This is a genomic window from Blastococcus sp. CCUG 61487, from assembly GCF_005222955.1.
In the GTDB taxonomy this organism is placed as follows: Bacteria; Actinomycetota; Actinomycetes; order Mycobacteriales; family Geodermatophilaceae; genus Blastococcus.
In genome coordinates this window covers 1-13,367 of the sequence record NZ_LWUA01000078.1, presented here as the reverse complement: position 1 = coordinate 13,367, position 13,367 = coordinate 1, and the positions used below count along the sequence as shown (strand labels likewise).

Here is a 13,367-nt window from a genome sequence, read left to right as displayed (position 1 = left end):
CCGCGGCCAGCGCGGCGCCGCCGGGCCGCTCGCGGCGGTCGACGTCCTCGACCACCGGCACCGGCGCGTCGGGGGTGAGCCGGGAGGCAGAGCCGACGAGGTCGACGTCGAGCAGCGCGTCGCCGAGGACGACCAGCGGCGCCGTCATCGGGCCGGACCCAGGACCGGCCCCGACGGCACCCGGGCGGGCTCGGCCAGCACGGCGGCGTCGAACGCGGCGCAGACCAGGTGCAGCGCGACGAGGTGGCACTCCTGCACCGTCGCCGTCCAGGGGGAGTCGATGCAGACGGCGTCGTCGCACGCCGCGGCCAGCGGGTTGGGCGCGGGACCCGTCATCGCCAGCGTGGTGATGCCGCACTCCCGCGCCCGGCGGGCGGCGGCGACGGCGTTCGGCGACCGGCCGGACGTGGACAGCAGGACCAGCACGTCACCGGGGCGGCCGTGCGCCTCGACCTGGCGGGCGAACAGCTCGTCGGCCGGGTAGTCGTTGGCGATCGCGGTGAGCGAGGAGGTCTCCGCGGTGAGGCAGATCGCCGAGAACGGCGGCCGGTCCGCGCGGTAGCGGCCGACGAGCTCGGCGGTCAGGTGCTGCGCCTGCGCGGCGCTGCCGCCGTTGCCGGCGGCCAGCAACCGCCCGCGGGAGCCCGAGCACAGCACCCCGGCCAGCAGCCGGCCCCAGTCGTCCAGCACGTCGAGCTGGCGGTTCAGCGAGCCGAGGGCGGCGGTCAGCGAGGCGACGTGGTCGCGACCCGTGAGGTGGGTGCAGGTGCCGGGGTCGGGCACCTCGACGGCCACGTTCTCGAAGAAGGAGTGCGGTCTGCTCATCGGGCGACCCCCACGGGGCGGCGGCTGGTCAGCACCTGCCGGTAGACGGATTCCGTGTCCGCGACCACGCGGGTCCACGTGTAGCGGGCGCGGGCCCGCGCGACGCCCGCGGCGCCGTAGGCGGCCCGGCGCGCGTCGTCGGCGAGGAGCGCCGCGAGCACCTCGCCCAGACGCTGCGGCTCGCGGGGCGGCACGAGGTCGCCGGTGACGCCGTCGACGACGCTGTCCTGCAGCCCGCCGACGGCGGTGGCCACCACGGGCCGCCCGCACGCCATCGCCTCCAGCGGCGTGATGCCGAACGGCTCGTACCAGGGCACGGCGAGGACGACGTCGGCGGAGCGGATCCAGGCCGGCACGTCGTCGCGGGCCACGGAGCCCGCGAAGACCAGCCGGTCGGCGACGCCGGCCTCGGCGGCGATGGCGCGCAGCCGGCGCACCTCGGGGTCGGCGTCGATCGCGTCCCGAGCGGGCCCCCCGACGACGACCAGCTCGGCGTCCGGGACCGCGCGCAGCGCCCGCACCGCGTCGTCCTGACCCTTGCGCTCGACGAGCCGGCCGAGCACCAGCAGCCGCTTCCGCCCACCCGTCGGCGCGACGGGCCCGTCCGGGGTGAACACCGCGGTGTCGACGCCGCACGGCACGATCGAGACGCGGTCGGTGGTCAGCCCGAGGCGGCGCAGCTCGAACACCTCGTCGCTGCAGGTGGCGACGACGTGGCTGACCCGGCGGCACAGCGACCGCTCCAGCTCGATCCGGTCGCCCGGCGAGGTGTCGGCGTCGCCCTGGTGGCGGCGCTTGACCGAGCCGAGCGCGTGGAAGGTCTGCAGCACGGGGATCGCACCGGCGGCGTCGAGCGAGGCGAGGCCGCTCATCCAGAAGTGCGCGTGGACCAGTTGGGGTGGCGCGGCGGCCCAGGAGCGGCGCAGGTGCCAGGCGAACTCCGGCATGTGCTGCAGCAGGTCGTCCTTGGGCAGCTCGCGGGCCGGGCCGGCGGGCACGTGCACGACCTCGTAGCCGTCCTGCGTGACGACGCGCTCGGGCAGCGCCTCGTCGTCCCGCCGGGTGTGCACGGTGACGGCGTGCCCGCGCGCGGCGAGGCCCGCGGCGAGCGCCGCGACGTGCACGTTCTGGCCACCGGCGTCCACCCCGCCGATCGCGGCGAGCGGGCTGGCGTGCTCGCTGACCAGGTCGATCCTCATCGGGTCACCTCCTCCAGGAGCGCATCCCAGTCGCGCAGGAAGCGGTCGAGTCCGTAGCGCTCGAGTGCGGCGGCGCGGGCGGCCTTGCCGGCCAGCCGGGCGGCGTCCGGGTCGTGCAGGAAGGTGCGCACCGCCGCCCAGAGCCGCTCGGGGCGGGTGGAGAGCACGCCGGCCTCGGCCGGCACCGCCTCGACCGCCTCGGTGGTGGCCAACGCGACCACCGGCATGCCCAGGTGCATCGCCTCCAGCAGCGAGAGGCCGAGCGAGGTCCAGCGCACCGGGTGCACGTAGACGCGGCGGCGGGCCAGCTCGGCGTGCATCGTGGCCTGCGGCGGGTCGTCGAACAGCGCGACCCGCGCGGGGTCCAGCCCGTGCGCCGCGTGCAGCCCGGCCAGCCCCATGCCGAAGACGTCGACCGGCGCGACCTCCGCCAGCCCGGGGATCAGGTCCGCGCCCACCGTGCGGCCGCGGCGCACCGGCTCGTTGACGACGACGGCGGCGCGCTCCAGCTCGCCGGTCCAGCGCTCGCCGGGATCGACGATGCCGTGCTCGATCACCGTCGTCGGCGCGCGGCCGTTGTCGTAGAACAGCCGGTTGAAGTGGGTGACGTGGGCGATCGGGACGGCGTCCTGGCCGGCCATCGGATGCCGCGTGTACGGCACCGGCTCGGCGTCGGGCTCCAGCCCGGGCGCGTTGTGCTCGAGGAAGACCGCCGGCAGGTCGCGGCCGGGCTCGCGGCCCAGCCACTCGCGCACGAGCTCCAGGTCGCGCATCCGCTGCAGGACGACGACGTCGGGCTGCTCGTCGCGCAGGTCGGCCGGGGTCACCTCGCGGGCCGACGCCGGCCAGTCCCAGGTGCGGGCGCGGCCCAGCCCGTCCGGGCCGCGGCCCTCCACCACGGGGATCAGGTACTCGTGCGCGCCCTGGACGAACGCCGTCGTCCACGAGCCGTGCACGTGCCAGACCAGGACCTTCATGCGCTGACCAGCTTCTCGACGGCGGCGACGACGTCGTGCGCGGTCACCGACGTCAGGCAGGGGTGACCGGGCACGGGGCACGCGCGGGCACGGGTGCCGGCGCAGGGGGCGGCCTGGTCGCCGAGCAGCACCGTCGGGACGCCGTAGGGCGCCCAGCGCTCCGCCGGCACGACCGGCGCGAACAGCGAGACCACGGGCGTGCCGACGGCGGCGGCGAGGTGCGCCGGCCCGGTGTTGCCGACGACCACCGCGGCGGCGCCGTCGAGCAGCGCGGCCATCTCGGCCAGCGACGTCGTCCCGCCCAGGTCCACGCCCCGGCTGCCCGCGACGAACGCGGTCAGCTCCCGCTCGGCCGGGCCGCCGGTGACCAGCACCCGGTGGCCGGCGTCGGCGAGCGCCTCGACCGCCTCGGCACAGCGCTCCGGCGGCCAGGCGCGGGCCGGCACGGAGGCACCGGGGTGGACGACGACGTAGCCGGGCTCGTGCGCGATCGCCGGCAGGGGGCGGCGGACGGCGAGGCGGCCGCCGTCGCTCGGCGGGAGGTCGAACCCGGCGGCGCGGGCGAGGGAGAGCGCTCGCTCCGGTTCGGGCAGGTCGTCGTCGACGGTGTGGCGCACGTCGAGCAGCGACCCCGGGTAGTCGACGCTGACCGCGCTGATCCGCGGCACCCCGGCCGTGCGGAGCAGCAGCGCCAGCGGCAGCGGCGACTGGTGGAACGACGTCGAGATGATCGCCTCGTCGGGTGCGAGCGCCCGCACCCGCTCGGTGACGGCGGCGAGGTCGCCGGCGTCGACGGAGGGCGGGTCGCCGAGGATCCACGGGCAGGCCCAGGTCCACACCTCGTCGACGCCGGGCAGCAGCTCGGCGGCGGCCGCTCCGGCGGGGCCCGCGAGGAAGACGACCCGCTCGGCGCCGTGCGCGACGGCCCGGACCAGCGGCCCCTGCAGCAGCACGTCCCCGGCGTTGTCCAGCCGGACGACGAGGACCGTCCGGCCGGTCACCAGCGGCCGCCCAGGACGTCGTCGACCGCCGCGGTGAGGGTGGGCGCGACGTGCGGCGCGGCGGCGACCTCGGCCTTCCGTGTGACCGGCGTCGGCACCATGATCCCGGCCGCGCCCGCGGCACCGGCCGCCTCGACGTCGGCGGCGATGTCGCCGATGACCACGCAGCGGGCGGGGTCGACGTCGAGCTCGGCACAGGCCGCCTTGACCATGCCGGGAGCAGGCTTGCGGCAGGCGCAGCCGTCGTGGGGACCGTGCGGGCAGACCTGCAGCGTGTCGAACGGGCCGAGCAGCTCCTCCAGCCGCGCCATGCAGGCGTCCACCTGCGCCCGGGTGATCAGGCCGCGGGCCACGCCGGACTGGTTGCTGACCACCCCGATCCTGACCCCGCGCGCCCGCAGGGCGTCGACGGCCTCGCGGGCGCCGGGCACCGGCGTCACCAGCGCCGGGTCCCCGTTGTAGGGGTAGTCGCGGACCAGCGTGCCGTCGCGGTCGAAGAGCACCAGGTCGGGCAGCCCCCTCCAGCGCGGCACGTCCCGGTGGCGGACGACGCCCTTCAGCCAGTGCCAGGTGGCCAGCGACGGGATCGCGGCGCTCGTGAGCAGCATCGTGGTGACTTCGTCGCGGGTGCGTGGTCCCGGGGCGATGCGGCGCCAGGCGAACTCCGCCGTCCCGGCCACCCAGGCAGCGGCCGCCAGCGTCGCGGCCCGAGGCTTGCCGGCGATCGCGAGGCCGGCGGCGGCGAGCCCCGCGGCGGTCACGGCGGTGTGCTGCGGACGGCGGCCCAGCGGCGCGTTCGCCCGGTGCAGGGCGCGCCAGTCGCGGCCGTGCAGCCGGCGCATGAGGACGTCGTCGGCGTTGCCGGCCTGCACCCGCACGCTCACCCAGCGGTCGGTCGGCCGGACCGGGTGGGTGATCCAGCGCTCGCCGCGGACCAGCCGTGCGCCGGTGTCCATGACCCGCAGCGCCAGGTCGGAGTCCTCCCGGAAGGCGCGCGGGAAGCGCTCGTCGAAGCCGCCGACGGCCGACAGCGCGCTGCGGCGGTAGGCGAGGTCGGCGGTGATCCAGGAGCTCGTGGCCAGGCCGGCGGTGCCGCGCTCCCAGTCGGTGGGGCGGCGGTGCTCGGGCAGGGGCACCCGGACGCGGCCCTGGCTGCCGGCGACGTCGGCCGGCAGCTCGGCCAGGTCGCGGGTCAGCCGCTCGTACCAGTCGGGATCGGGGACGACGTCGTCGTCGAGGAAGGCGATCCACTCCGTGCGGGCGGTGCGCCAGCCGAGGTTCCGCGCGCGGGCGGGGCCACCGCCTCCGGTGCGGACGACGCGGACCGGCGGCAGGCCGGGGCGTTCCGGCCGCAGCGGCTCCCCGGACGTCCGGTCGTCGACGAGGACCAGCTCCGCCGGGCGCGGCCCGGGTGCGGCGGCGAGCGCGTCGAGGAGCACGTCGAGCGAGGGGCGCCCGATCGTGGGCACGACCAGCGTGCACTCTCGGAGCATGCCTGGCGTCGTGCCCGGACCGGATCGAGCAGAAACACTACGGGCTCGAAGCGATCGGCCTCATCCGGCGTCCGGAGCATCGACTCTCGCCGAAGTCCGGGGTACCGGGGCCAAAAGCACGCTTTTGGCCCTTCAGCGTGCGCGCTCGAGCTCGTTCTGGACCCGGGTGACGACGGCATCGAGGTGACGCAGGTCGGGCGCACTGAGCCGGATCACCCGCCAGCCGGCCGCCAGCAGGCGCTCGTACCGAACGTCGTCACGGGCGATCTGGACGCCGTCGAAGTGGTACTCGCCCTCGTACTCGATCGCGAGCCGCGCCTCGGGGAAGGCGAGGTCGACGTGCGCCAGGACCTCGCCGTCCACGCACACCTCGTACTGCGGGACAGGCCGCAACCCCGACAGCACCAAGGCCACCCGAACCCGGGACTCGGGCGGGGACTCCGCGCTGGGATCGACCAGCTCCACCGCCCGGCGGACGCGGGTCACGCCCCACCTGCCGCGCCCGCGCTCGACCATCGAGGCGAGTTCCTGCAGGCCGACTGCACCCGCTCGGACCATCGCGTCCAGCGCGGCCACCGCCGTACCCACGGGTTCGAGGGCCGACAGGTCCCACGCCGTCCGGAGCGCCGAGGTCAGCGGCACGCCGTCGTGGATCTCCACCTCCTGCGGGTCCAGGTCCGTCTGGTGCATCCGGACCTCCCGGGGACCCTTCCAGCGGAGCGTGATGGGCCGCACGACCGTGACCGGGTCCCTCGGGCCGGCGAAGGGCGCTCCGTGCCATGCGGCCGCCGAGTGGCCACCGATCGCCGCGCCGGCGGGCAGGAGCAGCGCGACGCCGCGGCACCGCAGCCGGTGGTCCAGCGGCAGGGTCGGATCGGCGTAGACGCCCTGGACCAGACGGCGGTAGCTGCGCTCCCGCAGCTGCTTGCGGGTGATCAGCTTCTCGCTGATCGCGTGGCTGCCGATGAAGACGCCGGGGAGGAGACGCGCGGGCACCGGGCCAGAGTGGCGTAGATCGACGCCCCGCCGTCCGGGTTGTCCACAGGGGCCAAAAACGTGCTTTTGGCCCCCCGGTCAGTCCGCGACGTAAGGGCCAAAAGCGTGCTTTTGGCCCCCCCTGTCAGGTCGACGACGAGGGGCCGAAAGCGTGCTTGTGGCCCCCTAGGTCAGGGCGACGAGGTCGTCGGCGAAGGCGAGCCGCGCCCCGGTGCGGGACTGCAACTCATCCCGCGCGAGGCCCGCCACCATCTCCCGGACGAGGAGGCCCTCGGGGGTGACCTCGATGACGGCCAGCTCGGTGTAGATGCGGTCGACGACGGCGGCCGCGGTGAGCGGGAACGTGCACTGCGGGAGGATCTTCGGCCGGCCGTCCTTGGTGGTGTGCGTCATCAGCACCAGCACCCGCTTGGCGCCGACCGCCAGGTCCATCGCGCCGCCCACGGCCGGCGGGTGGCCGACCTCGTCGGTGGCCCAGTTGGCGAGGTCACCGCGCTCGGAGACCTGGTAGCCGCCGAGCACCGTCACGTCGATGTGCCCGCCGCGCATCATCATGAACGAGTCGGTGTGGTGGAAGAACGAGCCGCCGGGCACGAGCGTGACCTGCTGCTTCCCGGCGTTGATCAGCTCCGGGTCGCCCTCGCCGGGCGCCGGGGCGGGGCCCATGCCGAGGATGCCGTTCTCGCTGTGGAAGACGATCTCCTTCTCCGGGGAGACGACGTCGCCGACGAGCGTGGGCAGGCCGATGCCGAGGTTGACGTAGGCGCCGTCCGGGATGTCCTGCGCGACGCGGCGGGCCATGTCGGGGAGCGAGAGCCGGGGGCCGGTCATGCGGGCACCTCCACGACGCGGTCGACGAAGATGCCGGGGGTCACGATGCACTCGGGGTCCAGGTCGCCGAGCTCGACGAACTCGCGGACCTGGACGACGGTGAGCGCGGCGGCGGTGGCCATCGTCGGGCCGAAGTTCCGGGCGGCGGTCGAGTAGACGAGGTTGCCCCAGCGGTCGGCCGCGCGGGCCTTGATCAGGGCGACGTCGCCGTGCAGCGGCTCCTCGAAGACGTGCCGCCGTCCGTTGATGATCCGGACCTCCTTGCCCTCGGCGAGCATCGAGTCCGCACCCGCGGGGGTGAAGAAGCCGCCGAGGCCGGCGCCGGCGGCGCGCATCCGCTCGCTGAGCGTGCCCTGCGGGACGAGTTCGAGCTCGACCTCCCCGGCCCGGTACCGCTCCTCGAACCAGATCGACCCGCTGGTCCGCGGGTACGAGCAGATGATCTTGCGCACCCGGTGCTCGCGGAGCAGCGCGGCGACGTCGCTGTCGCCGCTGCCCGCGTTGTTGGTCACCAGCGTGAGGTCTCGCGTGCCCCGGTCGAGCAGCGCGTGCACCAGCTCCACCGGGATCCCGGAGTTGCCGAAGCCGCCGACGAGGACCGTCGCGCCGTCCTCGATCCCGGCGACGGCGTCGGGCAGCGACCCGACCCGCTTGTCGATCACTGGCTCCCCGTCCGCTCGTCCGACCCGCGCCGCCCACTCTGCCCGAGCCCGCGACCGGGTCGCGTTCAGGGGCCGTCGGGGTCGACGCGGGTGCTGCCGCCGCGCGGGGCGCCCGTCTCCTGCGGGCCCTCACCGGCGTGCCGGTCGCCCGCGCCCGCGCCGCCGGCGCCCTCCTCCTCCGAGCCCGGCGCCGTGGCCTGCAGCTGGTCGGCGTAGAGGGAGGCGGGCCGGCCGCTCAGCTGCCGGCGGATGCCGCGGACGGTGCTGTAGACGACGACCGCGGCCATGAGCACGAAGATCGTTCCCGACAGGGGCCGGGTGAAGAAGATGTCGAACTCCCCGCCCGAAAGCAGCATCGACTGGCGGAACGAGCGCTCGAGGATCGAGCCCAGCACGAAGGCGAGCACCAGCGGCCCCGGCTCGAACCCGGTCTTCTTCATCAGCCAGCCGAGCACGCCGAACGCGAGGACGACCCACATGTCGAACGGGTCGTTGTTCACCGAGAAGACGCCGGCCATGGTGATGAGCAGCGCGAAGGCCGCCAGGATGCCCGCCCGCACGCGCAGGAGCTGGACGAAGACGCCGACCAGCGGGATGTTCAGCGCCAGCAGCATGAGGTTGCCGATGAACATCGACGCGATGACGCCCCAGAAGATGTCGGGGTTCTGGTCGATCAGCTGCGGGCCGGGCGTGACTCCGTTGATCAGCAGCGCCCCGAAGAGCAGCGCGAGCACGACGTTCGACGGGATGCCGAGAGTGAGCAGCGGGACGAACGCCGAGGTGGAGGAGGCGTTGTTCGCCGTCTCCGGGCCCGCGACCCCTTCGATCGCGCCCTTGCCGAAGCGGGTCGGGTCCTTCGCGCGGCGCTTCTCGACCCCGTAGGAGGCCAGCGAGGAGATCACCCCGCCGCCACCGGGCAGCACCCCCAGGACGAAGCCGAGCACCGAGCCGCGGGCGATGGCGCCGGAGGAGTCCCGGAAGTCCTTGCGCGTCGGCCAGATGTTCTTCAGCTTGGTCTTGATCTGCTCGGCCTTCTCGGTCTGCTCGAGGTTGTAGAGGATCTCCCCCACGCCGAACAGACCCATGGCGACGGCGACGAAGTCCAGCCCGTCGAACAGCTCGAGCTGGTCGAAGGTGAACCTGGTCGTGCCGGTGATCGCGTCCTGCCCGATGGTGGCCAGCAGCAGGCCGAGCGCGGCCATGCACAGCGACTTCACCGGGTGCTTGGTCCCCAGGTAGGTGACCAGCAGGATGCCGAAGGCGGTCAGCGCCACGTACTCGGGCGGGCCGAACTCGACGGCGAGGTCGGCCAGCGGGGGCGCGAGCAGGACCAGCCCGATCACCGCGAGCATGCCGCCGATGAACGAGCCGACCGCGGCGATGCCGAGCGCCGGGCCCGCCCGACCCTGCATCGCCATCTGGTGACCGTCGAAGACCGTCACCACCGACGCCGCCTCGCCGGGCAGGCGGAGCAGCACCGAGGTGATCGTGCCGCCGTACATCGAGCCGTAGTAGATGCCGGCCAGCAGGATCAGCGCGGTGGCCGGCTCGAGCTCGTAGGTCAGCGGCAGCAGCAGCGCGATGGTCGCCGTCGGCCCGAGGCCAGGGAGCACCCCGATCACGGTGCCGATCAGGACGCCGAGGAAGACGTAGAGGATGTTGGTCGGGTCCAGGGCGACGGAGAAGCCCTCGCCCAGGCCGTCGAGGATGCCCATCTCAGCCCCCGACCCCGGCGAAGAGGATGCCGTCCGGGAACGGCACACCGAGCGCCTCTACGAAGATGACGTAGAAGCCCAGGGCGCCGCCGACGGCCAGCGGCAGCGTCCACTTCCACGGTTCCCGGGCGAACAGGCGCAGCCAGATGACGAGCATCAGGAACGCCGGGATGACGAAGCCGATCTCCTGGAACAGCACGATGAACAGCCCGAGGCTGATCAGGCCGAGGACGATGCCCAGCGTGCCGCGGGTGAACGGCTCGTAGTCGTCGGGATCGTCGACGAACAGCAGCACCGCCGACGTCAGCGTGAGCAGCGAGGCGCACAGGAACGGCCACAGCCCGGGCCCGGGCGCGTCGAACCGCCCCAGCGACAGTTCGTTGGCCTGGACCATCGCCCAGATCCCGAACAGCAGCAGGATCAGCGGCGCCAGCCGGTACAGCTGCTTGGACATCGGCCCCCCGGGTGCCTCGCCGCTGTGATCAGTTCTCGAGGATCGGGCCGTAGACATCGACGATCTCGTCGATCCGCTCCCGGAAGGCGTCGGTGCCGATGAACTCGTCCGGCACGTACTGCTCGCCGAGCGCCTCGACCGTCTCCTCGTTCTCCAGGCAGGTGCGCACGGTGTCCTCGAGCGTGCTGACGATCTCGTCCGGGACGCCGGCGGGGGCCGCGAGCCCGAACACCGACACGCTGTTGGTGAGCTCGGGGAAGCCGACCTCGGCGAGCGTCGGGGCGTCGATGTAGTCCACCGGCTCGGGGGTGCTGACGGCCAGCGGCACGAACTCGCCGGCGTCGATGTTGCTCAGCACGTCCTGCGAGCTGTTGATGAAGACCGCGTCGACGTTGCCGCCGAGCAGCGCGGTGGTCATCTCGGCGTTGCCGGTGAACGGCACGAGGCTGAGCTCGACGTCGTACTCCTCGGCCATGCGCTGCAGCTCCATGGCCTGCGACGTCGTCGTGCCCGGGACGCCGACGTCGAGCACGCCGGGCTCGTCGCGGGCCGCGTCGAAGAAGGCCTCGGCGTCGTCGTACTCCGAGTCCGCGCCGACGGCGAGCACGGAGGGGATCTCGGTGACGGCGGCGATCGGCACGTAGTCGTCGTTGGTGTAGCCGACCCCCTCGTCCTGCAGCGGGTTGGTGGCCGAGGCGGGCACCGCGATCAGCGACAGCGTGTAGCCGTCGTCCCCGCCGGCGAGCATCGCCTGCATGCCGATCGAGCCCGACGCGCCCTCCCGGTTCTCGACGACGACGGTCTGGCCGAACTCCTCCTCCATGCAGCTCGCGATCGTGCGGGCGGCGAGGTCGGTGGGCCCGCCCGGGGCGTAGGGCACGTAGAGGGTGATGTCGTCGTTCGGGTAGTCGGACGCGTCCCCGCCACCGCCGTCGTCGTCGCCGCAGGCGGCGAGCAGGAGCACGGGCACCGCGATCAGTGCCGGGACTGTCGAGCGGGTGGAGCGCATCAGGTCCTCCGGAGTGGGGGGCGGAGCGGGGATCAGCCGAGGATCGGCTCGTAGACCTCCTGGGTGTTCTCGAGGATCTCGGCGAGGTCGTCGGCCCCGGCGAACTCGGTGAGCACGTACTGCTCGCCGATGCCCTCGCGGACCTCGTCGCTCTCCAGGCACGTCCGCAGGGTGTCCTCGAGGGTGCTGACGACGTCGTCGGGCAGGTCGGCCGGGCCGGCGAGGCCGAACGTGGAGCCCGAGAGGGTGAGCCCGTCGAAGCCGAGCTCGGTGAAGGTGGGCGTGTCCGGCAGCCACTCCAGCCGCTCCTCCGACGAGGCGATGAGCGGGACGAAGGCGCCGGCGTCGATGTTCTCGGCGACGTCGCTGGAGGCGTTGATGAGGACGGCGTCGACGTTGCCGCCCAGCAGCGCCGTCGTCATCTCGGCGTTCCCGTCGAACGGGACGATCGACACCTCGACGTCGTGCTCGTCGGCCCAGCGCTGCAGCTCGATGGCCTGGGGCGTGGAGGCGCCCGGGACCCCGACGTCGACGGTGCCGGGGTCGGCCTCGACGGCCGCGACGAAGTCCTCCGCCGAGGCGTACGGCGAGTCCTCGCCGACGGCGAGCACCGAGGGCACCTCGGCCATGACGCCGATCGGGGTGATGTCCTCGTAGGTGTAGCCGACCTCGTTGGCCAGCGGGGTGAGCACCATGGTCCCGGCGGTGACCAGCGCGAGGGTGTGCCCGTCCGGCGCGGCCGAGATCAGCTCGGTGGTGGCCAGGGCGCCCGAGCCGCCGGCCAGGTTCTCGACGACGACGGTCGCGTCCAGCTCCGACTCCAGGCAGGCGCCGACGGTGCGGGTGGTCAGGTCGGTGGGGCCGCCGGCGGCGTAGGGCACCAGCATCCGGATGTCGTCGCTCGGGTAGTCGCCGGATCCGCCGCCCTCGTCGTCCCCGCAGCCGGCGAGCGCGCCCGCTGCCACGAGCAGGAGGACCGGAAGGCTCCGCGCCGTCCGTCCCGTGCCCGACCCCCGAGAGTGATCCACGTCACCCATGAGAGCACAGGTCAGCGACTCGGGCCGGGTCGAGGAGCAACGAACCGGCAACGATCGGGACCGGTCCGTCACGGCCTCGGTCACTGCCGGGACCGGGCTGCGGCGGACACCCGGGCCAGGGCGTCGGTGACGACGGCGGCGTCGTCGCCCAGCAGGCCGAGCAGGTGGGCGACGAGGTCGTCGTGGGTCGCCGCGGCCTCCGCCACCCGCTGCTCCCCGGCCGCGGTCAGCGTCGCGTGCAGCAGCCGCTGGTCGCCGTCGCCCCGCTCGCGGAGCACCAACCCGTCGGTGACCAGCCGGCCGACGGTGCTCGTCACGCCGGGCCGGGAGAGCCCGAGCGCCTCGGCGAGCTCGCCCATGGTGGCCCGCCGGCCCGGCGACTTCGCGATCAGGCGGAGCGCCTCGAATCCGGTGAGGGAGATCCCGTGCTGCCGGTGCAGCGCCGAGTCGACCCGCCGGGCGATGCGGTCGTGCACCTGCACGATGCGCAGCCACGTCTCGGCGGGGCCGGGGGCCGCTCCGGGGAGGGTGGCGGGATCGCGAGGGATCCCGCGCGCGAGCGCGTCCTCGGACCCTGGCACGGGGCCTCGTTCCCCTGTTCGGCGCGGGGGCAAACCGCCGCCCGGCGGGTCGGCCTTGCTCGGGTCGGCCTTGCTCGGGTCAGCGCCGCGCGGAGCGCTGCCGTCCGCCGGCCAGCAGGGTGGCGACGGCGGTGGACGCGAGGGCGGCCGCGGCGAGCAGCGCGACGAGTGCCTCGCCGCGCGGCGCGGCCTCGTCGGCGGCCGAGGCCACCTTCAGCGGGACGCCGGCGACGGCGGCCGACCGCTCACCGCGGGCGTCGAGCGTGGTGACCCCCGGCGTGGTGCCCGCCGGGATGCGCACCTCCGCGGCGACCGCGCCGTCGTCGTCGGCGGTGACGGTGGCCAGCCGCTCGCCGGTGGAGTGCAGGGTGACGGTGACCTGCTCGCCGGGGTCGAAGCCGGAGACGCGCACCACGACCGCGCCACCGGCCGGCACCTCGTCGGCGGCGCGCCGCTCGCGGTTCTCGGCCGCTTGCCGGTCCTCGGTCCACTCCCGGCCCTCGGTCGGCGCCCGGGGCGTGGCCGACGGCGGGGTGGTGGACGGCGTCGTGGACGGCGGAGCGGGTGCCGGCGTCCTGGTTGGCGGG

14 protein-coding genes are annotated in these 13,367 nt (G+C 74.4%); all 14 read right to left on the bottom strand.

Annotated features, from left to right (window positions below):
- Positions 1 to 144 precede the first annotated feature (144 nt).
- Positions 145 to 825, bottom strand: coding sequence for a D-sedoheptulose-7-phosphate isomerase (locus tag A6V29_RS06125; RefSeq protein WP_137159494.1), 681 nt, complete (start codon positions 823 to 825; stop codon positions 145 to 147).
- Positions 822 to 2,024 (bottom strand): glycosyltransferase, encoded by a 1,203-nt coding sequence (locus A6V29_RS06120; RefSeq protein ID WP_137159493.1) that lies wholly within the window; start codon positions 2,022 to 2,024, stop codon positions 822 to 824. The genes A6V29_RS06125 and A6V29_RS06120 overlap by 4 nt, the downstream gene beginning before the upstream one ends.
- Entirely contained in the window at positions 2,021 to 3,001 is a 981-nt protein-coding gene (locus A6V29_RS06115) for a glycosyltransferase (protein WP_137159492.1), read from the bottom strand. Before A6V29_RS06115 ends, A6V29_RS06120 begins: the two co-directional genes overlap by 4 nt.
- A complete protein-coding gene (locus A6V29_RS06110; protein ID WP_137159491.1) occupies positions 2,998 to 4,002 on the bottom strand; it encodes a glycosyltransferase family 9 protein in 1,005 nt (334 codons plus the stop codon). Before A6V29_RS06110 ends, A6V29_RS06115 begins: the two co-directional genes overlap by 4 nt.
- Entirely contained in the window at positions 3,999 to 5,495 is a 1,497-nt protein-coding gene (locus A6V29_RS06105) for an HAD-IIIA family hydrolase (protein WP_137159490.1), read from the bottom strand. The genes A6V29_RS06110 and A6V29_RS06105 overlap by 4 nt, the downstream gene beginning before the upstream one ends.
- 132 nt (positions 5,496 to 5,627) lie before the next feature.
- Positions 5,628 to 6,491, bottom strand: coding sequence for a DUF559 domain-containing protein (locus A6V29_RS06100; protein WP_137159489.1), 864 nt, complete (start codon positions 6,489 to 6,491; stop codon positions 5,628 to 5,630).
- A gap of 165 nt (positions 6,492 to 6,656) precedes the next feature.
- The gene (locus A6V29_RS06095; protein ID WP_137159488.1) at positions 6,657 to 7,322 is read right to left on the bottom strand and encodes a 3-oxoacid CoA-transferase subunit B; all 666 of its coding nucleotides are present in this window, start codon (positions 7,320 to 7,322) and stop codon (positions 6,657 to 6,659) included.
- A complete protein-coding gene (locus A6V29_RS06090) occupies positions 7,319 to 7,984 on the bottom strand; it encodes a 3-oxoacid CoA-transferase subunit A (RefSeq protein ID WP_137159487.1) in 666 nt (221 codons plus the stop codon). The genes A6V29_RS06095 and A6V29_RS06090 overlap by 4 nt, the downstream gene beginning before the upstream one ends.
- A gap of 65 nt (positions 7,985 to 8,049) precedes the next feature.
- Positions 8,050 to 9,699, bottom strand: a complete 1,650-nt coding sequence (locus A6V29_RS06085) for a tripartite tricarboxylate transporter permease (RefSeq protein ID WP_137159486.1) — start codon at positions 9,697 to 9,699, stop codon at positions 8,050 to 8,052.
- A gap of 1 nt (position 9,700) precedes the next feature.
- A complete protein-coding gene (locus A6V29_RS06080) occupies positions 9,701 to 10,153 on the bottom strand; it encodes a tripartite tricarboxylate transporter TctB family protein (RefSeq protein WP_137159485.1) in 453 nt (150 codons plus the stop codon).
- Positions 10,154 to 10,181: 28 nt separating this feature from the next.
- Complete coding sequence (locus tag A6V29_RS06075; RefSeq protein WP_137159484.1) at positions 10,182 to 11,162, bottom strand: Bug family tripartite tricarboxylate transporter substrate binding protein; 981 nt, start codon at positions 11,160 to 11,162, stop codon at positions 10,182 to 10,184.
- 32 nt (positions 11,163 to 11,194) lie between these two features.
- Positions 11,195 to 12,190: a tripartite tricarboxylate transporter substrate binding protein gene (locus A6V29_RS06070; protein ID WP_249933051.1), complete on the bottom strand. Its 996-nt coding sequence runs from the start codon at positions 12,188 to 12,190 to the stop codon at positions 11,195 to 11,197.
- Positions 12,191 to 12,279: 89 nt separating this feature from the next.
- Positions 12,280 to 12,780, bottom strand: coding sequence for a MarR family winged helix-turn-helix transcriptional regulator (locus tag A6V29_RS06065; RefSeq protein WP_137159482.1), 501 nt, complete (start codon positions 12,778 to 12,780; stop codon positions 12,280 to 12,282).
- A 79-nt stretch (positions 12,781 to 12,859) separates the two neighbouring features.
- Positions 12,860 to 13,367 (bottom strand): hypothetical protein (locus tag A6V29_RS20655; protein WP_212719040.1); only part of this gene is annotated, 508 nt, incomplete at its 5' end.

Coding starts and splice junctions, on each gene's coding strand:
- A6V29_RS06125 (WP_137159494.1), bottom strand. CDS start 825: ATGAGCAGACCGCACTCCTTCTTCGAGAACGTGGCCGTCGAGGTGCCC.
- A6V29_RS06120 (WP_137159493.1), bottom strand. CDS start 2,024: ATGAGGATCGACCTGGTCAGCGAGCACGCCAGCCCGCTCGCCGCGATC.
- A6V29_RS06115 (WP_137159492.1), bottom strand. CDS start 3,001: ATGAAGGTCCTGGTCTGGCACGTGCACGGCTCGTGGACGACGGCGTTC.
- A6V29_RS06105 (WP_137159490.1), bottom strand. CDS start 5,495: ATGCTCCGAGAGTGCACGCTGGTCGTGCCCACGATCGGGCGCCCCTCG.
- A6V29_RS06095 (WP_137159488.1), bottom strand. CDS start 7,322: ATGACCGGCCCCCGGCTCTCGCTCCCCGACATGGCCCGCCGCGTCGCG.
- A6V29_RS06085 (WP_137159486.1), bottom strand. CDS start 9,699: ATGGGCATCCTCGACGGCCTGGGCGAGGGCTTCTCCGTCGCCCTGGAC.
- A6V29_RS06080 (WP_137159485.1), bottom strand. CDS start 10,153: ATGTCCAAGCAGCTGTACCGGCTGGCGCCGCTGATCCTGCTGCTGTTC.
- A6V29_RS06075 (WP_137159484.1), bottom strand. CDS start 11,162: ATGCGCTCCACCCGCTCGACAGTCCCGGCACTGATCGCGGTGCCCGTG.